Origin of the sequence: Stenotrophomonas sp. SMYL8, from assembly GCF_036320065.1 — a bacterium.
Classification (GTDB): Bacteria; Pseudomonadota; Gammaproteobacteria; order Xanthomonadales; family Xanthomonadaceae; genus Stenotrophomonas; species Stenotrophomonas maltophilia_A.
Genome location: NZ_JAWIRR010000026.1, coordinates 21155 through 42950 on the forward strand (window position 1 = coordinate 21155; position 21796 = coordinate 42950).

Consider the following 21796-nt stretch of genomic DNA (forward strand, 5'->3'; position numbering starts at 1 on the left):
TACGGCCAGCGTGAAGGCGCAGTCAGCTTTTTGCTGCTGGGGCTTCAGTCAGCCGCAGCGGCGGCGCGCAACGATGCGGCTCGCTCGGCACCCAGATAGCGGGTGATGGCACGCCGCATCAGGTACAGCAACGGAATCAGGGCGATCGCAAAGCCCATCTTGTAGATGTAGTTGACGCTGCTGACGGCCAGGAACAGCGAGGTCGGCCAGTGCTGCGGTCCGAGCACGAAGGCGATCCAGATCACCACGAAGCTGTCCACCACCTGCGAGATCGCGGTGGACCCGGTCGCACGCAGCCACACGTGGCGCTCGCCGGTGGCCTGGCGGATGCGATGGAACACCGCCACGTCGATCAGCTGGCCGAGCAGGAAGGCCACCAGCGAGCCGGCGATGGTCCACATGCCCTGGCCGAACACCGCTGCGAATGCCGCCTGGTAGTCGGGCACGCCGTGGCCATCCATCGACGTGACCCACCAGCTGGCCGGCGCCAGCGAAATGGCCGCGAAGGCGAACAGGAAGCCGTAGCCGATCAGCACCACCGCCAGCCACGAGATGAAGCGCACGCCGCGCTTGCCGAAGAACTCGTTGATGGTGTCGGTCATGATGAACACCACCGGCCACAACAGGGTGCCGGCGGTGAAGCTGAGCGAGCCGGTCTGGCCGAACAGGTTCCAGTTCAGCGGAGCGATGCCCAGGGTGTCTTCCAGCGCGAAGATCTTCACCCCGATCAGCTCGGCCAGCACCGCATTGCCGCAGAAGAACGCAGCCAACACGATGAACAGCAGGACCGCGCGGTCCTGCAGCGGGCGCTCGATCGGCGCCGGGGTCATTCGCTGCGTTCGCCGGTGCGATCGCCGGCACGGGTGAACGGCACGCTGGACGGCGCCACGGCACCGCCGGAAATGATGAAGCTCATGGCCTGGTCGACGGTCCAGTCGGTCGGCGTCAGCAGTTCCACCGGTACGATTTCCAGGTAGCCCGAGGTCGGGTTCGGCGTGGTTGGCACATACACCGCGGCCAGCTCACGGTCGGTGCCGTGTTCCTTGATCACGCGGGTGACCAGCCCGACCGATTTCATGTCGCGGTGCGGGAAGTCGATCAGCACCACGCGCTGGGTGCTGCCCGGCTCGGTCTGCAGCATGTCCAGCAGTTTCTTGGCGCTGTCGTAGATGATGCTGGCCAGCGGAATGCGCTTGATGACCGCGCCGACCCAGCGCAGCAGGCGCTGGCCCAGCACGCGGCGGCTGGCGACGCCTACCGCCAGGATCACCAGCAGGGTGGCCAGCAGGGCGATGGTGTTCTGGATCCACTCGGCACGGACCCAGCCGAGGTAATGCGGGAAGCTGGTCGCGATCTGCTCGGAGAGCGGCACCACCAACGGGCTGGAAATCCCCGACAGCAGCACGAACACGAACTTGACCACGACCCAGGTCAGCCAGATCGGCAGCAGGGTGAGCAGGCCGGTCAGGAACAGGCGCTGCAGGGAGGGGCGGGGGACCAGGGCGGGGGCTTCGAGCGACATGGGCGCATTGTAGCGGTCGCGGCCGGTCGATTACGCTGGGGAAACGACTGCGGTAACGGCACATGGAAGGGAAGCTGTGTTGAAGATTCTGCGCGGACTGGGCTGGATTCTGGCAGGCCTGTTGCTGCTGGCCATGGTGGTGTGGTGCGCCTCGCGCATGTGGCCGGTGCCCGAATCGCGGCTGCAGGCGCAGCAGCGACTGGAAGCACGCCTGCCGGCGACCGGCCACAACGGTTATGCCCTGTTGTGGACGCTGCCGTTCGACGATCTGGATGCCCGCCAGCGCGAGCAGGCGCTGGCCGAGGACGTGCGCCGTTGGGAGGCCGACCTGCGGGGCAGCAGCGGCGCCCAGACACACCTGGTGGCCAACCATGCCGAGCTGCGCTCGCGGCCCGGTGCCAGTTGCGGGCCGGCCGCCAGCGGCTGCCTCGCCCAGGTCCGCGCGGACCCGCAACGCTTCGTGGAGGCCCACGCCGGCCACCAGCAGTTGCATGCGCGGCTGGATCAGCTGGCCGAAGCGGACTACTTCATGTCGCCGTTCCCGCCGAAGGGCGAGGGCATTCTGGTTCCGTTGCCGACCTATGGCCTGGTGATGGACGCCACCAGTGCGCGCGCGCTGGCCTATGTGCAGGGCGATATCGACGGTGCCCTGCGAGGCGCCTGCCGTGGCCTGCAGCTGGGCCGGCGGCTGGTGCCCGGCGGCAGCTATCTGGTCGAGAGCATCATCGGTGCCAGCCTGGTGCAGGCCAATGCCCAGCTGCTGGCCGACATGCTGGTCGAACTGCCGGCCGACCACCCCTTGCCGACGGAGTGCGAACAGGCCATGCAGCCGCTGCGGGCCGAGGAACAGAGCCTGTGTCGTGCCATGCAGGGTGAGTACGCGATGAGCCGGGCGGCGATCGAGAGATCGGCGCGGGAGTTCGGCGGCGTGCTGGTGCTGGATCGCAGCAGCACCCTGGCCCGCGCGGCCGGCAATCTTGGCTGGGCCTGTGGCGCGGCAGCCACATCGGCGCTGGAAGCGGATCGCCCGTTGCCAGTGCCGGCGCCACCGCAGCATGACTTCGGCTGCCTGTCGAACGTCATGGGCTGCGTGCTGACCGATATCGCCGCGCCGATCTATCCTGCCTATTCGTCACGGCCACAGGATGCCGCGGCGATGGTGCGGCTGCTGGGGGCGCAGCGTTGGCTGCGGCAGCAGACGGATGATCCGGTGGACGCACTGCAGCGGCTGCCGGTGCAGTTCCGCTCGCCGGTGCGGGCGCCGCAGCTGTCGGCCGACGGCCGCCACCTGCAGGTGCCGCGTCGCTCTCCAGCGCGCAGCGCTGAAGAGAACCCGTGGCTGTCGGTGCCGTTGCAGAAGGAATCGGCTTCGACTGCTGCGGGACGCGACTGATGCGCGCTCAGCGTGCGTGTGGCTTCAACCGCAGGTAGACCTGCTTGCGCACCTGGGCGACCACCTCGCCGCTTTCATCGACGACATCATTGCTGAACCATCTCAGCACTTTGTCACCAGCGGCGGCTTCGGCGCGCAGTTCGTCCAGCAGTGCGTCATCGATGCGGAACGACGTACGTACGGTGCCTCTGCCGGGCTTGAGGAAATCGATGGCACCGGCACGGTCCCACACGTAGTAGTCGCGGCCGAGGATGTGCAGCAGGCCAAGCATCCAGAACGGATCGGTCATCGCAAACAGGCTGCCGCCGAAATGCGTGCCGACGTAGTTGCGGTTCCAGGGCCGCATGCGCAGTTCGACGTCGATCTGCCGGTAGTCCGGCGAGACCCGGGTGACGTGGATGCCGGTGAACAGGAACGGCGGCCAGAGATTGATACCGAAGCGGAACAGACGGGCGTTCATGCGGGTCCGGGGGCGCAGGGCGAGGCGCCCAGTCTAACCATTCGCATGCGTATGTTGCACCCCGGGCGAGCGTCCGCATAATTCGGGCGTGGTCCGGCGAATTGTAGAGTCGAGCTTGCTCGACTGCTTTCAAGGGCAGCAGCGAATACGCTCGACGCCATCCGATAGCTATTTCAGGGTTTTCCCGATGGGTACGGCTCGGTCCCCGGTCCATGCTGTTTACATGCCCAGCCCTGCCTTGTTGCGCGGTCGATTTTCCGCAATCGGATGCTTCTACGTAGTCACCACTGTCACTGCGGGTCGTCGACGCATCTTTGCAGATACGCGACACGCGGCGACCCTGATGGACGGCCTTCGTGACAGCGACCGCCGTGGACTCACGCGATCATTTGCCTGGGTGGCAATGCCCGATCATCTGCACTGGGTCATGCAGCTGCGTCAAGGAACCCTGGGACGATGCATGCAGTCACTGAAGTCCAGAGTGGCCATTGCAGTCAATGCGCACTCCGATGAAGAACTGCCGGTGTGGCAGCGGGGCTACTACGATCATCTGATCCGGAATGAGGAGGATGTTCGGCAACAGTCACTGTATGTACTGGCCAACCCCGTGCGCGCGGGCCTGACATCGCGGCTGGGAGACTATCCGCTTGCGTGGTGTCGCTGGCCGCTGGAATGAGGCGGAGGCAGTCGAGCAAGCTCGACTCTACAGGTGGTGTGCATGTCCTGCTTCATGCGCCGTCGATGACATACCCGTCGCGGCCGTTGGCCTTGGCCTGGTACAACGCGGTGTCGGCGCCTTCGACGAAATGGTGTGGTTGCAGCGTGCCGTCGGGTACGCGGGTGAACACGCCGATGGTGAGGGTGACGCCTGCTTCGCTGCCGTCACCGGGCGCCGGCAGTGCACGCACGCAGGCGATCAGGTCCTCGATGACTTGGCGCGCGCCCTCGGCCGGGGTATCGGGCAGCACCAGTGCGAACTCGTCGCCACCGTAGCGCGCGGCCATGTCGCGTGGGCGTCGCGCATGCGCACCGATCAGGCGTGCAACATCGCGCAGCACGCGGTCGCCGACCTGATGGCCGTGGCGGTCGTTGTGGCGCTTGAAGTGGTCAACGTCGATCAGTGCGAGGCTCAAGGACTTGCCACTGCGTCGCGCGGCATCGCATTCCTGTTGCAGCGACTGCTCGAAACGCAGGCGATTGCCGAGTCCGGTCAGCGCATCGCGGTTGGCCAGGCGGTGCCAGGCCGAGATGCGCCAGGTCGCCCAGGCCAGCAGCACCAGCAGGATGCCCAGCATGGCGCTGGCCGGTGCCCACCATAGGTCACCGGCGCGCAACAGCAACCAGCTCAGCAGCGGTGGAAGCGGCAGCGAGCACAGCGCCGCGAGCCATGGCAGGCGCAGGCCGAGCAGGATCACGCACAGTGCCACCAGTACGCCGCTGATGGCGTGCTGCCCGAGGCGGGGCAGCAGGTCGATCTGCTTGTGCTGCAGCAGCATCGAAGCGATGTTGGCCTGGTACTCACTGCCGCTCATCCAGAACTCGCGGGTGGTCGGGGTCAGCAGCCGCGGTGCGATGCCGCTGGCGGTCATGCCCACCACGATGCGGCGGCCGTGCAGCATCGCCATGTCCACGTGACCATCCAGCACATCGGCATAGGACACCTGCGGCAGGCGTTCGGGCGGTCCGGCATAACGCACCCGCACGTAGTCGTTGCGCCGCCATTGATAGGGCGAACCGATCTCCGGGGCGGGGTCGGGCAGGCCGTGCACCGCGCCCGCCGGCAGGTCGGCCAGCGCCAGGCCCAGTGCTGGCCAGTGGGCCTGGCCGATGCCGGCACGCAGGTACACGCCGCGCGCGACACCATCGCCATCCACTTCCACATCGGTGTGGCCGATCGCTGCGGCACTGGCCGCGATCTGCGGAATCGGCAGCATTTCCTCGGCCATGCGGTCGCCGGCGGCCGGTGCCGCGAGTACCGGCAGCACTACCCGGCCGTTGCGGCGTATCGCGGCGGCCAGTTCATCGTCCTGGCGGCTGTCGCGACGATCAGGTTCGGACAGCATCAGGTCCAGTGCGACGCGCTCGGCACCGGCATCGGTCAGCCGGTCGAGCAGGCGGGCATGGATCGAGCGGGGCCAGGGCCATTGGCCGATGCGCTGCAGGCTGCCCTCGTCGATGGCCACGATCAGCACGCTGGGGTCGGGGCGATAGTCCCAGTTGCCGACCATGGCGTCGTAGGCCGCTTCGTCCTGTCGCCACAGCCACTGGCCCTGGCTGGCGATCACCGTCAGCACCCCGGCCAGCAGTGCCAGCAGGATCCGCTTCGGCCACGGCAGCGGCGAGCGCCTCATAACAACAGCAACAGCAGCAGGGCGCCACCACCGGCGCCGTAGCACAGGCGGCAGGGCAGCTTGATCTGCTGGGCCGGTGAGTACTCACCCGCATGACCATCGTCGTCGATGTACTGCACACGCACATGCAGGGTGCCGCTCCACGGCCGCTTGAAGCTGACCTGCGGCTCGCTCACGGTCTGGTCGACCAGGGGCGCCCTGAAGTCGCCACGACGGTCCACCTGCACCCGGTACTGCTGGCCTTCGCTGCCGGCCTGCCAGCGCAGGGTCAGTTCGCCATGCGCGGCCTCAGGCGGCTGCAGGGCAGGGTCCACCGGTTCATTGCTCAGTTGCAGGGGCAGGGCCTGGCCGTAGCGGCCCTGATGGCCGTTGCCGTCGCGCGACGCCACCCGCCAGAAGTACTCGCCGGGCGGCAGCGGCTGCGCCAGGCGCAGGTCGGTACCTGGGGTGCTCTGTTCCTGCAGTGGCTGCACGAAGCTCGGCTCGGCAGCGATCTGCAGCACGCTGCTGCGCGCGCCCGGCGCCTGGCTCCAACGGAAGCGCGGGCGGTCGCTGTTGACGGTCTGCCCATGCAGGGGGGCCACGGTGAGCGGCGGCGGGGGCTGGTCGCTGAGTTCGAAATCGGCGCTGGCGTCGAGGCCTTCCACGCCCTGTGCATCCACCGCGCGCAACAGGATGCGCAGCTGGCCCGGGGGCAGGTCACCGATCGCCAGCCGGGTGTCGGCGGTGGTGGCGGCAAACAGCAGGATTTCCGGCGTCGCTGCCTGTACCACTTCCACGCGGTAGCGCGCGGCGCCGTCGACGGGGTCCCAGGTAAGCAGGGTCGGCAGGGGCGCCAGGCGCACCTCGTCGCTACGCAGCTGCGGCGCTGGAAGAAGGGCGGAGACAGCGTCCGGTGCGGCATCGGCGCTGCTGCTGCGGCTGGCCTGTCCAGGCTGGACCAGGCGCTTGCCGTGGGTGTTGCCGACCTGCACCTTGCCCTGCAGTACTTCGGTGGCAGCCACCTGGCCGGTGTCACCGGCGCTGACCCGGAAGACGGTGCCGCGCACGCTGCTGGTCGCCGTAGGTGCATCGATGATGTAGCGCGAGGCCGGGCCACGGGCAGGTGTCACCCGATTGCTGGCGCGGCCCTGCTGCAGGCGCAGGCGGGTATCGACCATGCCGGTGTGGCCGTAGCGGCTGAGCTGGTCCAGGCGCAGCCGGGAGTACTCGCGCAGCTGCAGGCGCGAGGCGTCAGCGAATTCAAGCGTGACGCTGGAGTCGCCTTCGGTCTGCACGGTGTCACCGATGCGAAGTTGTTCCCCGGCGAGTATCGCGCGCGAGGCACTGCCATCGGCGCCTGACAGTTCGACCTTGCCGCGCACCGACAGCACGCGGGCAGGTGCCGGTTCGATGCGCAGCCAGCTGATCGGGAAGCGCAGCAGCTGCCCCGGTGGCAGCTGGTAGGGGTTGTCGATTCGGTTGTGCTGTTGCAGCTGCTGCCAGCGCACCGAGGGCTTGAGGTACAGGCCTCCCAGATCCCACAGGGTATCGCCGGGACGGACCCGGTAGTTCCAGTCCTGGGCGGCGGCCATGGCCGGCAGGAAGAGAAGAGCGCAGAGCAGCGCGCCCTGGAAGCGCATGGCGAACGACAGCGAGCGGACGAAGGTCACAGTTTGCAATCCCGGCAATGCGGGGGCGCAGCTGCAAGACCCCATGGCCCCGACCTCATCCCCCCGAACGGATCGTGGCGACCGTACGGCCGCCATCCCGCGCATTATTGCCCGCGTTCAGTGCAGGGATTCTGAACGAAGTGGGTTCCCGTTCAGAACAGCAGGGAGGCCATCCGGCGGCGGTACTGGCCGACCAGGTCCTCGTCGGAGATCACATTGAAGGCGTCGATCAGGGCCTTGCGCGGCAGTCCGTCCTCGAACGTGCGGTCGATCCGCAGCATTTCCAGGAACTGGGCCAGCGCGGCTTCGTCGTGGCCACCGAGCAGCAGCTGTACGCCACGCAGGTGGCGTGCCTTGAGGTCCTTGCCATCGGCGGCGATGCGCGCGTCCAGCACTTCGGCGGCCGGGGCGTCCTTCAGGGCCGAGGCGAAGGCCAGCCGGGCGCGTGCACGCACGGCACGGTCGTCGGTGGCCAGGTTGGCGGGTAGGCCATCGATCAGCAGACCGGCTTCATCCACGCCACCGATCTGCAGCAGGGCCAGCGCCAGGTCGAGCTTCAGCTCGTCCTTGTCCGGCTCGGCGGCGATCTGCGCGCGCAGCACGTCCACCTGCGCCTGCGGGTCCAGCGGCGCTTCGTCTTCGGCGACGGCGTCGCCGATGTCGGCCGGCACGATGCCGTGCTGGGCCAGGAATTCACGCAGCTGGCCTTCCGGGATGGCCCCCGGGAAGCCGTCCACCAGCTGGCCGCCCTTGACCAGGAACACGGTCGGCACCGAGCGGATCTGGAAGGCGGCGGCGATCTGCTGTTCCTTGTCGACGTCGACCTTGGCCAGTTCGAAGGCGCCGTTGTACTCGGCAGCCAGCTTTTCCAGCATCGGCCCGAGGGTCTTGCACGGCCCGCACCATGTGGCCCAGAAGTCGACCAGCACCGGCGTCTGCAGCGACTTCTGCAGGACTTCGGCCTCGAAGGTCGCAGTGGTGGCGTCGAATACGTAGGTCGTCTCGGTCATGGGGGGAAGCATCGTTTGGCGTCTGGAGACTGATTCTATGGTGACGATCGATGCCGGTCTCAACCCGGGTTGTAGTAAATGCCTGACAATGCCGCCTTCCTGTCGCCGTCCTTTCCGGAGCCTGCATGTCGTCCCTGTCCCCGTTGCTGCGCCTGTCCGGTCTGGTCGCCGCACTGCTGTTCGTGCTGGCGGTGCTCGGTTTCGGCGCCGGCCTGGATGGCTACGCACAGGCTCGCCACCCGGTGGCGCTGCTGGGAGCACAGGGGGTGCCGCATGCGCTGGCCTTCAATCTGCTGGGCTTGGTGCTGCCGGGCCTGCTGGCGGTGGTTGTGGCCGAGTGCCTGCGCCGTGGGCTGTCGGCAACCGCCGGCTGGGCGCCCAGGGTGGGCAGCCAGATGCTGCTGCTGGCCGGGTTGGCGTTCGCCGCGATGGGGCTGCTGCCGCTGGATGTGGATGACCTGCACGGGCCGGCCAGCCAGCTGCATGCCAGCGCCTGGATGATCTGGGTGCTGGGTTTCGTTGCCGGGACCCTGTTGCTGGGCACGTCGCAGTTGCGCCAGGCGCATGGCCGCGCGCTGGGCGCAGTGGCGCTCGCCTGTGGCGTACTGGCCGCGCTGGCGGCGTTTGCCCTGCAGGGCGTGTTGGCGGCGCCGCTGGCACAACGGCTTGCGTTCGCCTGCTGGACGGCCTGGCTGGCCCTGGCCCTGCCGTTGTCGCGGCCGCGCTGAGACCGGCCTCGGGCGCTCGCGGAGCCGGCCTTCAGCGGGCGGGATTGGAGACGTTTGCCGCACTGCGGTACGCTGTACCGCTTTGCCGCCGCATCCGCGTGTTCCATGACCAGCGCTGAAACCAACGCCTACGACCCGCAGCAGGTTGAATCCGCCGCCCAGCAGTACTGGGACGCCACCCGTGCCTTCGAAGTCGACGAGACTTCGGACAAGCCGAAGTACTACTGCCTGTCGATGCTTCCGTACCCGTCCGGTGCGCTGCACATGGGCCACGTGCGCAATTACACGATCGGCGACGTGATCAGCCGCTACAAGCGCATGACCGGCCACAACGTGCTGCAGCCGATGGGCTGGGACGCGTTCGGCCTGCCGGCGGAAAACGCCGCGATCAAGAACAAGACCGCACCGGCGGCCTGGACCTACAAGAACATCGAGCACATGCGTGGCCAGTTCAAGGCCATGGGCTATGCCGTTGACTGGTCGCGCGAGTTCGCCACCTGCCGCCCGGACTACTACGTCCACGAGCAGCGCATGTTCACCCGCCTGATGCGCAAGGGCCTGGCCTACCGCCGCAATGCGGTGGTGAACTGGGACCCGGTCGACCAGACCGTGCTGGCCAACGAGCAGGTGATTGACGGCCGCGGCTGGCGCTCCGGCGCCCTGGTCGAGAAGCGCGAGATCCCGCAGTGGTTCCTGCGCATCACCGATTACGCCCAGGAACTGCTGGACGGCCTGGACGAGCTGGACGGCTGGCCGGATTCGGTCAAGACCATGCAGCGCAACTGGATCGGCCGCTCCGAGGGCCTGGAAATCCAGTTCGATGTACGTGACGTTGACGGCGGCGTGCTGGATCCGCTGCGCGTGTTCACCACCCGTCCGGATACCGTGATGGGCGTGACCTTCGTGTCGATCGCCGCCGAACATCCGCTGGCGCTGCATGCGGCGAAGAACAACCCGGAACTGGCCGCGATGCTGGCCGACCTGAAGCAGGGTGGCGTGTCCGAGGCGGAACTGGAAACCCAGGAAAAGCGCGGCATGGACACCGGCCTGCGTGCGCTGCATCCGGTCACCGGCGAGCCGGTGCCGGTGTGGGTCGCCAACTTCGTGCTGATGGGCTACGGCACCGGCGCGGTGATGGCCGTGCCGGGTCATGACCAGCGCGACAACGAAGTGGCCAACAAGTACGGCCTGCCGATCAAGCAGGTGATCGCGCTGAAGGATGCGCGCACCGAAGAAGAGCGCACCTGGGATGGCAGCCGCTGGCAGGACTGGTACAGCGACAAGAGCCGTGCCTTCGAGCTGGTCAACTCGGCCGAGTTCGATGGCCTGGATTTCCAGGGTGCCTTCGAAGCCCTGGCCGAAAGATTCGAGCGCAAGGCCCAGGGCCAGCGCCGCGTCAACTACCGCCTGCGCGACTGGGGCGTGAGCCGCCAGCGCTACTGGGGCTGCCCGATTCCGGTGATCTACTGCGCCAAGTGCGGCGCGGTGCCGGTGCCGGAAGAACAGCTGCCGGTGGTGCTGCCGGAGGACGTGGCATTCTCGGGTACCGGTTCGCCGATCAAGACCGATCCGGAATGGCGCAAGACCACCTGCCCGGACTGCGGTGGCGCGGCCGAGCGCGAGACCGACACCTTCGACACCTTCATGGAGTCGAGCTGGTACTACGCCCGCTACACCTCGCCGGGTGCCCGTGATGCCGTCGACAAGCGCGGCAACTACTGGCTGCCGGTGGACCAGTACATCGGTGGCATCGAGCACGCGATCCTGCACCTGATGTATTTCCGCTTCTACCACAAGCTGCTGCGCGACGCGCGGATGGTGGACAGCAACGAACCGGCGCGCAACCTGCTGTGCCAGGGCATGGTGATTGCCGAGACCTACTACCGCCCGAACCCGGATGGCTCGAAGGACTGGATCAACCCGGCCGATGTGGAAGTGCAGCGCGACGAGCGCGGCCGCATCACCGGCGCGACCCTGATCGCCGACGGCCAGCCGGTGGTGGTCGGTGGCACCGAGAAGATGTCCAAGTCGAAGAACAACGGCGTGGACCCGCAGGCGATGGTCGACAAGTACGGCGCCGACACCGTGCGCCTGTTCTCGATGTTCGCCGCGCCGCCGGAACAGTCGCTGGAGTGGAACGAAGCCGGTGTGGATGGCATGGCCCGCTTCCTGCGCCGCCTGTGGGCCCAGGTGCAGAAGCATGCTGCCGATGGTGCCGCTCCGGCGCTGGATGTTGCAGCACTGGATGCCAACCAGAAGGCACTGCGCCGCAAGACCCACGAGACCATCGGCAAGGTCGGTGACGACTATGGCCGCCGCCACAGCTTCAACACCGCCATTGCCGCGGTGATGGAACTGATGAACGCGCTGGCCAAGTTCGAGGACGGCAGCGCGCAGGGGCGCGCGGTGCGCCAGGAAGCGCTGCAGGCCATCGTGCTGCTGCTCAACCCGATCACCCCGCACGCCAGCCATGCCCTGTGGCAGGTGCTGGGCCATGGCGAGACCCTGCTGGAAGACCAGCCGTTCCCGCAGGCCGATGCCGGTGCGCTGGTGCGCGACGCGCTGACCCTGGCCGTGCAGGTCAACGGCAAGCTGCGTGGCACCATCGACGTGGCGGCCGACGCCGCGCGCGAGCAGGTCGAGGCGCTGGCCCTGGCCGAGCCCAACGCGGCCAAGTTCATGGAAGGCCTGACGGTGCGCAAGATCATCATCGTGCCGGGCAAGATCGTGAACATCGTCGCCGCCTGATGTACCCCGTACCGGCCACCCGCGTGGTGGCCGGTACCATTCCGGTGCAGGGCCCGGCGTTTGATGGCCCTGCATTCACGCGGCTTCGGGCACGCTGTGTGTTGCCGTGATCGCCCGGCTCCGCCAGACTGTCTCCATGACCCGAATCCTGCTTGCCCTCGTTCTTGTCCTCGGCCTTGCCGGCTGCGGTTTCCATCTGCGCAACAAGCTGATGCTGCCGACCGACACGGCACCGGTGAAGGTGGTTTCCACTGCGCCGTACAGCGAACTGGTCAAGCTGCTCAACCGCAGCCTGCTGGCCTCCGGCGCCAGGCTGGCCGATGAGGACAGCAAGGAGCCCAGCGCCCAGCTGCAGGTACTGTCCGAGCGCTGGGGCGACCTGCCGATCGCCATCGACTCGCAGGGCCGTGCGCAGGAATACAGCCTGCGCTACGCGGTGATCTTCATCTTCCGTCGCGAAGACGGCAGCGAACTGGTGCCGCAGCAGGTGATCGAGCTGTCGCGCGACTACGTGTCGCCGCCGACCGACGCCACCGGTACCACCACCGAACGTGAAATCCTGGCCAATGAACTGCGCCGGGAAATGTCCGCCTCGATCATCCGCCGCATCGACAGCGTGGTGCGTGCCGAGATCGAGAAGGGCGGCAGCCTGTCGGCGCCGAAGGACAAGCCGATCGAAGGCGCGGTACCGGCCGAGCCGGTCCCCGCAGCCAAGCACTGAGCCGCGCGCATGGAACTGCGTCCGGAGCAGTTGGCCAGCCAGGGCGCTGATACCGTGCTGGCGCCGGTCTACCTGATCGCCGGCCCGGAAACCCTGCGCGTGCTGGAGGCGGCCGACGCCATCCGCGCGCGTGCGCGCGCCTCGGGCATTGGCGAACGTGAAGTGTTCGACGCCGATGGGCGTGATTTCGACTGGAACCAGCTCGACGCCAGTTTCAATGCCCCCAGCCTGTTCAGCGCCCGTCGCCTGGTCGAGGTGCGCCTGCCCAGCGGCAAGCCGGGCAAGGACGGTGCCGAGGTGATCAGCCAGTTCTGCGCCAATCCGGCGCCGGACGTGGTGTTGATGATCACCGCCAACGAATGGAGCAAGGCGCACCAGGGCAAGTGGGCCGAAGCGGTCAACCGCATCGGCGTGCTGTCGGTGGCGTGGGCGATCAAGCCGCACGAACTGCCGGACTGGATCGAGCGCCGCCTGCGTGGCAAGGGCCTGCGCGCGGACCCGGCCGCCGTGCAGCGCCTGGCCGAGCGGGTGGAAGGCAACCTGCTGGCTGCCGCCCAGGAAATCGACAAGCTGGCGCTGTTGGCCGATGGCCAGCCGCTGGATGTGGAGCGCATGGAGTCGCTGGTGGCCGACGCCGCCCGCTATGACGTGTTCCGGCTGGTGGAGGCGACATTCTCCGGGCAACCGCCGGCGGTGCTGCGCATGCTGGCCGGCCTGCGAGGCGAGGGTGAGGCGGTGGCTGCGTTGATGCCGATGGTGATCCGCGAGCTGCTGGCCGGTGCTGGCCTGGCCCGGGTGCAGGCCCGTGGTGGCAACCTGGCCGCCGAAATGAAATCGCGCGGCATCTGGGAATCGCGGCAGGCGCCGTACAAGCGCGCGCTGCAGCGGCATCCGGAAAGCAAGCGCTGGGAGCGCTTCGTGGCTGAAGCGGGACTGGTCGACCGTATCGCCAAGGGGCGCGCCGACGGCGATGCCTGGCTGGCGCTGGAGCGCCTGCTGGTGGCTGTGGCCGAACCGCGTGCCGTGCGCCTGCTGGCGCGGGCCTGAGCAATGAGCCTGCGGATCTACTACGGGGGCACCTTTGATCCGGTGCACCTCGGGCACCTGGCGATCGCGCGGGCTGCCCGTGACGAACTGCAGGTTGCCGTGCGCATGCTGCCGGCGGCCGATCCTCCACACCGTGCGGTGCCTGGTGCCACCGCCGAGCAGCGCTGCACCATGCTGTCGCTGGCCATCGGCGACGAACCGGGCCTGCTGCTGGACCGGCGCGAGCTGGAACGCGCGGCGCGTTTCCCCGGTCGGCCGTCCTACACCGTGGACACCCTGCGCGAGCTGCGCGGCGAGCTGGGGCCGAGCCGGCCGCTGGCCTGGCTGGTCGGCGCCGACAGCCTGCTTGGCCTGTCCCGCTGGCACGAATGGGAGGCGTTGTTCGGGCTGGCTCATTTCGTGGTGGCGGAGCGCCCGGGTAGTCCGTTGCAGGCCGCGGTGGATGGCGAGCTGGGCCGGGCGCTGGAAGGGCGTTGGGCCGACACCGAGCAGGCCCTGTTCGCCAGCCCGGCCGGGCGCATCCTGCGCCTGCACCACCCGCTGCGCGAGGAATCGGCCAGCGCCGTGCGCTCGCAGATCGCCGCCGGCGGCCCCTGGCGCGCCCTGCTGCCACCCGGCGTGGCGGACTATGTGGCTGCACACGGGCTGTACCGCCCGGCCAGGCCGTGAATGGCGCAGCGGCGCCATCCCCGTATAATCGCCCCCACGTTTATCGAGTCGATCCACTTTGAGCAACCAGACCCAGCCCCAGACCATCAAGGTCGATCTGCCCAGCCCGCCGCCGTCCGTGCCGGAACTGCTGGCCAGCGTCCGCCAAGCCACCGAAGACCTGAAGGCCAAGGACCTGGTCGAGATCGACGTGCGCGGCCGGTCCAGCGTTGCCGACTACATGATCGTCGTTTCGGGCACCTCGACCCGCCACGTCAAGTCGATTGCCGACGAAGTCGTGCGCTTCGCCAAGAACATCGACGTGATGCCGCTGGGCGTGGAAGGCGAGCGCGAAGCCGAGTGGGTGCTGGTCGACCTGGGCGACGTGATCGTCCATGTGATGCTGCCGCGCGTGCGTGAGTTCTACGCTCTCGAGCGCCTGTGGACCGTCGGCGACCAGCCGCCGTCCAGCGACGACGAAGTGGCCTGAGCCACGCGTTGATGCATCCCTTCGACGGCGCCGATGGCGCCGTCGACGTTTTGGAGGACCGTTGATGAAAGCCCGCCTGATCGCCACCGGTGGACGCGCCCCCAGCTGGGTGGCGCAGGGCTTCGCCGAGTACCAGAAGCGGCTGTCGCACTGGCTGCCGTTCGAGCTGGTGGAAATCGAGCCCGGCCTGCGTGGCAAGGGGCGTGATCCGCGCCGCGCCACCGAAGATGAAGGCAAGCGGGTCATCGCTGCGCTGCCGAAGAATGCCTATGTAGTGGCGCTGGATGTGCCAGGGCGACAGCTGAGTTCCGAACAGCTGGCACAGCGCCTGGAACACTGGCGCGGGCAGGGAAGGGACCTGGCGTTCCTGATCGGTGGCCCGGAAGGGCATTCGCCGGAGGTGTCCGCGCTGGCCGATGAGAAGTGGTCGATCGGCCCGCTGACGCTGCCGCACATGCTGGTGCGCCTGGTGGTGGCCGAGCAGCTGTATCGGGCTGCCGCAATGATTGCCAATCACCCCTACCATCGCGCGTGAAGAGTGGTTATACTAGTCGTCTGCCCGAATAGCTCAGCCGGTTAGAGCACTTGACTGTTAATCAGGGGGTCGTTGGTTCGAGTCCAACTTCGGGCGCCACCTTGAAAAACCTGCATCGCGAGATGCAGGTTTTTTTTTGCGTCTTTGTAGCGTCGAGGTTGCGCGACTGCTGTTGTGGAGCCGAGCCATGCTCGGCTGCTGCGGATGAACCAGCCGAGCGTGGGCTCGGGTCTACAGCGCGAGATTGCCTCGCCAGAACGCCACCAGCGTGGCGATCGCCACGATCAGGATCGCAGCGAACAGCACCCCCTCCCAACGCGTGAATACCTGTTCGCCGCGTTGGCGCCTGGTCAGCGCGAACAGCACCACACCGGGCACGTACAGCAGCACCGACAGCAGCAGGTTGTCCAGGCCACCGGCATACACCAGCCACAGCGCATAGGCGCTGGCCAGCAGTGCGACCACGAAATCGCGCCAGCGCACGCCTGGTTCACCGGCATAGGCCTGCCCACGCCAGGCCAGCTGCACACCGAACGCGGTGGACAGGAAGTAGGGCACCAGGCTCATCGACGCGGCCAGCAGCACCAGCCCGGTATAGCTGCCGGAATTGACCAGCACCAGCAGCAGGAACAACTGGATCAGCCCGTTGCTCAACCACAGTGCATTGGCCGGCACGCCGCGCGCGTTCTCACGCCCCAGGAAGGCCGGCATGGTGCCGTCACCCGCGGCGGCATAGAGCACTTCGGCGCACAGCAGCACCCAGGCCAGCAATGCACCGAGAACGGAGATGATCGAACCGATGATGATCACCGTCGCGCCCCATTCGCCGACAATGGCTTGCAGCACATAGGCCATCGACGGATTAGGCAGTCCGGCCAGTTCCGCCTGCGACAGCACGCCCATCGACAACAGGCTGACCAGCACCAGCAGCAGCCACACGCCGAGGAAGCCGATCACCGTGGCGCGACCCACGTCGGCACGGCGTGCGGCGCGCCGCGAGTAGATGCTGGCGCCCTCGATGCCAATGAACACCCACACGGTCACCAGCATCATGCCGCGTAGCTGCTGGCCGAGGTCGCCGAGTGCAGGCGCGCCGAGGAAATCGGCGCGGAACACGTCCATGCGGAACGCGCCGGCGGCCAGGACCAGGAACAGGGCGATCGGCAGCAGCTTGGCCACGGTCACCAGGCCGTTGACGATGGCTGCAGTGCGCAGGCCACGCAGCACCAACAGGTGTACGGTCCACAACAGCAATGACGATGCGGCCACGGCGGCCGGGGTATTGCCTTCGCCGAACACGGGCATGAAGTGGCCCAGGCCACTGAAGATCAGCACGAAGAAGCTGGCGTTGCCGAGCACCGAGGCGACCCAGTAGCCCCACGCAGCGGAGAAGCCGATGTAGTTGCCGAAGCCTTCGCGTGCGTATGCGTAGATGCCGGTATCGAGATCAGGCCGGCGGTTGGCCAGTGCCTGGAACACGAAGGCCAGCATCAGCATGCCCGCGCCGCTCAGGGCCCAGCCGATCAGCGCGGCGGCAGGCCCGGCGCTGCGCGCCACGTTCTGCGGCAATGAAAAGATGCCGGCGCCGACCATCGAGCCGACCACCAGTGCAGTCAACGCGGGCAGGCCCAGGCGTTGCGAAGTTGCGGCCATGCGATCCCCTGCGGCGGTGATGCCGCGTGCACACGGTAGCCATGTGCCCGTGAACATGCCTGCAAGGGGCGGAACAATGAAGGCCCGGGCAGCTGCCCGGGCCTTCGAAGTTGTTGCGTTGAAGGGTGTTGCCTGTATTACTTGAAGGTGTACTTGGCACCGACGGTGAAGTAGCGACCGATGGCACCACTGAAGTGCATCGGGTTGTAGTTCACGCCGCCATAGGTCAGCGGATCCAGCGGAGCAATGCGGTCGAAGACGTTCTCGACCGAAGCATTCAGCTCGAACGCTTCGGTGATTGCCCAGCGGCCGGAAAGGTCGAAGGTGGTGAACGAAGAGATCTTCTTCACCGGCGAGCCGTCGGCATAGAAGAACTGGTACTTGCCGCCGCGCTTGTCGGTGTTTTCCATGCTGGAGATGTAGTTGGCCACGCCGCTGACACTCCACGGGCCCTGCTTCCAGGTGGTACCGAAGTTGATGCGGTCCTTCGGCGTGCCGATGCAGTTGGTCACGTCGCAGTTTCCGTGCGTGCCCAGGAAGTCATCGGTGCTGGTACCGCTGGTGCGCTCGAACTTCAGCAGGTGGCTCCACTGCAGATCCATCTCCAGCTGGCCCGGGCCGATATCGAAGGTCTGGCGGATGTCGGTATCGATACCGCGAACGCGCGAGGAACTGGCGTTGATGTAGGCGGTGTTGACGGCCAGGATGCTGCCGGTACCGGCGACGCCGTTGAGCAGGTTGTTGTCGCGCAGGACGTTGCCAGCCCGGATCGCGTCATCGGTATCGCCCTGGGCGATCTCGTTGGTGCGCTTGATCTCCCAGGCATCGACGGTCAGCGAGGTGGAGCGGGTAGGCTGCAGCACGATACCCACCGAGTAGCTCTTCGATTCTTCCGGCTTCAGGTCCTTGTTCGGACGGGTGATGATCGCAACCGACTGCGAGCCGCAGTCGTCCGGCGAAGCGCCCGGGGCAGGGTTTTCACCGTCCGGGCAACGGATCGGATCCGAGGCCGTGGAGAACGCGGCCAGGCCACCGTCGCCGTTCTCGGCCGGGTTCGGTGCACGGAAGCCTTCGGCGTAGCTGGCGCGCAGGGCGATCCAGTCGGCCGGCGTCCACTTCACACCCAGCTTCGGCGTGGCCTTGCCTTCACCACTTTCATACTTGTCGTAGCGCAGGGCAGCGGACAGTTCCAATTGCTCCAACACCGGTGCCGACAGTTCGACGTAACCGGCGTACACGTTCTGGGTGCCGTCGTAGGCCGAGTAGCCCAGGCCGATGATGTCACCCGTGTCGGTGTAGGTCTGCGGGGTCAGGCTGTTGCTGGTCTTGCGCCACTCGGTACCGATCGCCAGGCCCAGCGGGCCACCCTTCAGGTCCATCAGGCTGCGCGACACGGTGAAGTCGAACATATCCAGGCTGGACTTGGCACGTGCGCTGATCTTCGGCGAGATGTAGTCATACAGCGCCTGGGAGTTCAGGTTGGCATTGTCGCCAATGCGCCATACGCCACCGGCACAGTTCGCGTCACCCAGTGCACACTTCACGGCGCTGTAGCGCAGGAAGCCGGTGCGCTCGTTGACCAGGTCGGTGCCCGAGTGCAGGTAGGCGGTGTCGTAGCTCCAATCACCCCAGTTGCCCTTGACGCCGACCAGGAAACGATTGAACTCGTTGGTGTTGTCGGTCACGCGGGGGCCGACGTCCCAAGCGCTATAGCGCAGGCGCAACGGGCCAGTACCGAGGCCGGCAGGCCGGTCAGGATGATTGGGACCAAGCACCACGGCGCCCGGACCGCTGTTGCCGTTGACCGGGCCGCCGGGATAACCCCAGCCGCCGGACGCGGCGGACGGCGTGTTGCTGAAGGTGGTTTCCTTCTTCGAGTAGCCGATCTCGGTGTAGATTTCGCCACCTTCACCGAACGCGAAGCTGGCGCGGCCGAACACGTTGACGTACTTCTCTTCCGGCGAGATATCGCGATACAGCTGTGCCGGATCCCACAGGCAGCCCTGCGCGGCGACAGAGGCGTCGGTCTGGCCACCGATGGTGGTCAAGCCCTGGCAGCCCGGCAGCGGTACGAGGGTGGCCGGATTCTTGTCGGTGACATTGCGGTCGTCGTACACCGAGCCATTGGGACCAACGCCGCCGCGGGTCTTGCCGCTGAGGAAGGCGCCGCCCAGGAACTGGGCATTGTTGCCATAGCCCCACTGGCGGGTGTCGCCGGTGCCGATCCACTTGCGGTTCTTGCGGTCGCTGATCTTGATCGCGTCGCTCTTGCCGACGTCAAGGCTGAAGAAAGCGTTCCAGCCGTCGGTGGCCATGTCGCCGGTACCGGCGGTCAGGGTCGCCTTCTTGGTATCGCCATCGCTGTCGCCGGACAGGCCGTAGGAGCCGCGAAGGATCGCGCCCTGGAAGTCGCTGCGCAGGATGATGTTGACCACGCCGGCGATGGCGTCGGAACCATAGATCGCCGACGCGCCATCCTTCAGCACTTCCACACGTTCAACGGCGTCGAGCGGGATGGTGCTCAGGTCGGTGAAGACCTTCTGGCCGTCATCGGCCAGGCCGTAGGTGGCCATGCGGCGGCCATTCAACAGGACAAGGGTCGAACCCGCGCCCAGGCCACGCAGCGAAATGCCGGCGCCACCACCGGCGAAGCCGTTGCCGAACGATTTGGGAATCGAGCCGGCGCCATTGGCGGTGATGGTCTGCAGGTACTCGGCAACCGTGGTCTTGCCCGTACGGTCGATTTCCTGGCGGGTCACCACCTGCACCGGGGACGGTGTTTCAGTGTTGGTGCGCGGGATGTTCGAACCGGTGACCGTGATGCGGTCCAGGTTGGTGGCCTTTTCCTGCGCGAAAGCGGAGGTGGAAGCCACGGCGCCAACCAGCAGCAGCGTGCCGCCGGTAAGGATATGGGTGATGGACGATGCCAGGGTGGTGCGGCGGCGGCTGGCGGGCCGTTGGATCAGGTGTTTCACAGCTTCTCTCCTAACTGGAAAACCGTAGCGTTGAGGGCTGTCTCCGGAAGATTCCGGGACGGACCAATCTAGGTTTCCGACAGGTGACGAAGTCGTGAATTTTTGCTTAATCAATAACAGTTGATCCTGTTCCGTCCGTACCCGCCCGGACGGAAGCGCCGGCCCGGCAAGCAGCCGGGCCGGCGATCACCTCAGTCCGGCAGCGAGAACTGCACCGGCACCATGCCGATGGCCGGCACGGCCACGCCATCACGCTGGGCCGGCTCGAAGCGCCAGTGCCTGAGCACCTGCTGGCGTGCGGCCTGGTCCAGGCTGCGCGAGCCACTGCTGCGCTCGATGCTGACCACCGCCGGCTGCCCGTGGGAGTCCACCTCTACCCGCAACAGCACCGTACCCTGCTCGCGGTTGCGCAGTGCCGCCAGCGGGTAGGCCGGCGGCGGGGCGCTGCGGTACTGCAGCTGGGCGCCGGCCAGAGGCGTGGAGGTGTCGATGCTCGGTGCCAGCTGGGGCGGGGCCGGTTCGGCGGCCGGCAGTGCGATGCCCTGGGTCTCCTCCACGGTCGCGGTAGGTGCGGGCAGGGGCGGTGCTACCGGCTGCGTCCGGGGTTTGGGCACCACCTGGACGATCTCTTTCGGCGTGATCGGAACCGGCGGCGTGGGCGGTGGCGGGATCTTCTCGATCAGCCTGACCGCAGTCTTGTCACGTGGGACCTGCACGGCCTGGTAGGTCGCCGGGATCAGCAGCAACAGGAAGGCCAGCAGATGCAGGGCGATGGCCGCGCTCCAGGCGGCAACGCGGGCGGGGTCGAAATGCGGGGATGCAACGGGATACGTACGAACCATGGTCCACCTCCATGCCAGTGACGAAGTCCTCAACGCACCAGGGCCCGTGGCGGGGTTGCCGCACGCGGCTGGCAGTCCATCAGTAGCGCGACAGGGCGGCCACTGCCTAGAGGCAGGGGGGCGATCGTTGGGCTGGCCTTCAGCCAACGCCGGCTGCGGGCATGAAAAAGGCGGACCCCCTGCGGGATCCGCCTTTGTCGGCAATGGCGAACGGGATCAGCGACCCAGTTCGAACACCACGTCCAGGTTGACCGAGACGGTCGACTCACCCGGTGCGACCGGGGTGGCCTTGTCCATCGCCGCGCCGGCCGACATGGTGCGCATCATCTGCATCGGGCGGAAACCGCCGTTGCTGTTCTCGGAAATGCTGACGATGCGGCGCACCTGCAGGCCCAGCGACTTCGCATAGGTCTGGGCGCGGGCCTGGGCCTTCTTCAGTGCAGCCAGGCGCGCTTCGTCGTAGACCGGTTCCGGCTGGTCGATCTCGAAGCTGGGGCCGTTGATCTGGTTGGCGCCCTGCGCAGCCAGTGCGTCCAGCACCTTGCCCAGCTTGGCGATGTCGCGCACCTTCAGACTGACCGTGTTGCTGGCCTGGTAGCCGGTGATCTTCGGTGCTTCGTTGTCGGCATAGCGGTACTGCGGGTTGAGGCTGACGCCACTGGTCTGCACGTCGCGCTCGGCGATGCCGGCGGCCTTGATCGCGGCCAGTACCTTGTCCATCTGCTGGGCGTTCTGGCGCATGGCGCTGTTGCCATCGGCGGCCTGGGTGACCACACCGGCCGACAGGGTGGCCACGTCCGGGACGCGGGTCGCCTCGGCATTGGCCGAGATGTTCAGCAGGGTGCCTTCGGCCGGGGCGGCGATCGACGGCGACGACGGGGCAGCATGGGCGGTCATCGAGGTTCCAAGGGCGAGGGACAGGGCGAGCAGCAGCGGGGTGGCGGTCAGGCGCATGGAGAACTCCTTGTTGTGCCGTTGAGGGTGGTGTCGTAGCGATGAACGCGCTGTGAGCCCGTTCGGG

General features: G+C 67.2%; 19 protein-coding genes and 1 tRNA gene. 10 read left to right on the plus strand and 10 right to left on the minus strand.

The window, feature by feature from the left end; genetic code table 11:
- Positions 1–44: 44 nt before the first annotated feature.
- Both V3B25_RS17385 and V3B25_RS17390 read right to left on the minus strand, forming a co-directional pair.
- Positions 45–830 (minus strand): queuosine precursor transporter, encoded by a 786-nt coding sequence (locus V3B25_RS17385; RefSeq protein WP_049437362.1) that lies wholly within the window; start codon positions 828–830, stop codon positions 45–47.
- Positions 827–1522 (minus strand): DUF502 domain-containing protein, encoded by a 696-nt coding sequence (locus V3B25_RS17390; protein WP_049421049.1) that lies wholly within the window; start codon positions 1520–1522, stop codon positions 827–829. The genes V3B25_RS17385 and V3B25_RS17390 overlap by 4 nt, the downstream gene beginning before the upstream one ends.
- A 76-nt stretch (positions 1523–1598) precedes the next feature.
- Here V3B25_RS17390 and V3B25_RS17395 point away from each other — a divergent pair, with 76 nt between their 5' ends.
- A complete protein-coding gene (locus tag V3B25_RS17395) occupies positions 1599–2915 on the plus strand; it encodes a hypothetical protein (RefSeq protein ID WP_329811062.1) in 1317 nt (438 codons plus the stop codon).
- A 7-nt stretch (positions 2916–2922) separates the two neighbouring features.
- Here V3B25_RS17395 and V3B25_RS17400 read toward each other — a convergent pair whose 3' ends face one another.
- On the minus strand, positions 2923–3375 hold the full coding sequence (locus tag V3B25_RS17400; RefSeq protein ID WP_032128978.1) for a DUF4442 domain-containing protein: 453 nt from the start codon (positions 3373–3375) through the stop codon (positions 2923–2925).
- A gap of 223 nt (positions 3376–3598) precedes the next feature.
- Between V3B25_RS17400 and V3B25_RS17405 the strand changes: the two genes are divergently transcribed.
- Positions 3599–4051 carry a transposase gene (locus V3B25_RS17405; RefSeq protein ID WP_049421051.1) on the plus strand — a complete coding sequence of 151 codons (453 nt, stop codon included), beginning with the start codon at positions 3599–3601 and terminating at the stop codon, positions 4049–4051.
- A 52-nt stretch (positions 4052–4103) separates the two neighbouring features.
- On the opposite strand, the gene V3B25_RS17410 is transcribed toward V3B25_RS17405, so the two are convergent.
- The 3 genes from V3B25_RS17410 to trxA form a co-directional block, all read right to left on the minus strand.
- Complete coding sequence (locus tag V3B25_RS17410; protein ID WP_329811063.1) at positions 4104–5726, minus strand: CHASE2 domain-containing protein; 1623 nt, start codon at positions 5724–5726, stop codon at positions 4104–4106.
- Entirely contained in the window at positions 5723–7423 is a 1701-nt protein-coding gene (locus tag V3B25_RS17415; protein ID WP_329811064.1) for a FecR domain-containing protein, read from the minus strand. Before V3B25_RS17415 ends, V3B25_RS17410 begins: the two co-directional genes overlap by 4 nt.
- Before the next feature lie 107 nt (positions 7424–7530).
- A complete protein-coding gene (gene trxA / locus V3B25_RS17420) occupies positions 7531–8388 on the minus strand; it encodes a thioredoxin (RefSeq protein ID WP_049463215.1) in 858 nt (285 codons plus the stop codon).
- 125 nt (positions 8389–8513) lie between these two features.
- On the opposite strand from trxA, the gene V3B25_RS17425 reads away from it, so the two are divergent.
- From V3B25_RS17425 to V3B25_RS17460, 8 genes are all read left to right on the plus strand, one after another.
- On the plus strand, positions 8514–9116 hold the full coding sequence (locus V3B25_RS17425; RefSeq protein ID WP_149909442.1) for a DUF998 domain-containing protein: 603 nt from the start codon (positions 8514–8516) through the stop codon (positions 9114–9116).
- Between the two features lie 105 nt (positions 9117–9221).
- Entirely contained in the window at positions 9222–11864 is a 2643-nt protein-coding gene (gene leuS / locus V3B25_RS17430) for a leucine--tRNA ligase (RefSeq protein WP_032128983.1), read from the plus strand.
- Positions 11865–12000: 136 nt separating this feature from the next.
- Positions 12001–12585, plus strand: a complete 585-nt coding sequence (gene lptE, locus V3B25_RS17435; RefSeq protein ID WP_032128984.1) for an LPS assembly lipoprotein LptE — start codon at positions 12001–12003, stop codon at positions 12583–12585.
- Between the two features lie 9 nt (positions 12586–12594).
- Positions 12595–13632 carry a DNA polymerase III subunit delta gene (gene holA, locus V3B25_RS17440; protein ID WP_329811065.1) on the plus strand — a complete coding sequence of 346 codons (1038 nt, stop codon included), beginning with the start codon at positions 12595–12597 and terminating at the stop codon, positions 13630–13632.
- A gap of 3 nt (positions 13633–13635) precedes the next feature.
- Positions 13636–14301, plus strand: a complete 666-nt coding sequence (gene nadD, locus V3B25_RS17445) for a nicotinate-nucleotide adenylyltransferase (RefSeq protein WP_197616009.1) — start codon at positions 13636–13638, stop codon at positions 14299–14301.
- A 58-nt stretch (positions 14302–14359) separates the two neighbouring features.
- Entirely contained in the window at positions 14360–14770 is a 411-nt protein-coding gene (rsfS, locus tag V3B25_RS17450) for a ribosome silencing factor (RefSeq protein WP_005418109.1), read from the plus strand.
- 64 nt (positions 14771–14834) lie between these two features.
- Entirely contained in the window at positions 14835–15305 is a 471-nt protein-coding gene (rlmH, locus tag V3B25_RS17455) for a 23S rRNA (pseudouridine(1915)-N(3))-methyltransferase RlmH (RefSeq protein ID WP_329811066.1), read from the plus strand.
- A 22-nt stretch (positions 15306–15327) separates the two neighbouring features.
- Positions 15328–15404 (plus strand) — tRNA-Asn (locus V3B25_RS17460).
- Positions 15405–15536: 132 nt separating this feature from the next.
- Here V3B25_RS17460 and V3B25_RS17465 read toward each other — a convergent pair.
- From V3B25_RS17465 to V3B25_RS17480, 4 genes are all read right to left on the minus strand, one after another.
- On the minus strand, positions 15537–16958 hold the full coding sequence (locus tag V3B25_RS17465) for a basic amino acid/polyamine antiporter (RefSeq protein ID WP_329811067.1): 1422 nt from the start codon (positions 16956–16958) through the stop codon (positions 15537–15539).
- A 137-nt stretch (positions 16959–17095) separates the two neighbouring features.
- Positions 17096–19933, minus strand: a complete 2838-nt coding sequence (locus V3B25_RS17470) for a TonB-dependent receptor (RefSeq protein WP_049398685.1) — start codon at positions 19931–19933, stop codon at positions 17096–17098.
- A 191-nt stretch (positions 19934–20124) separates the two neighbouring features.
- The gene (locus tag V3B25_RS17475; protein WP_049462718.1) at positions 20125–20775 is read right to left on the minus strand and encodes an energy transducer TonB; all 651 of its coding nucleotides are present in this window, start codon (positions 20773–20775) and stop codon (positions 20125–20127) included.
- A 216-nt stretch (positions 20776–20991) separates the two neighbouring features.
- On the minus strand, positions 20992–21729 hold the full coding sequence (locus tag V3B25_RS17480) for an SIMPL domain-containing protein (protein ID WP_182266489.1): 738 nt from the start codon (positions 21727–21729) through the stop codon (positions 20992–20994).
- Positions 21730–21796 lie beyond the last annotated feature (67 nt).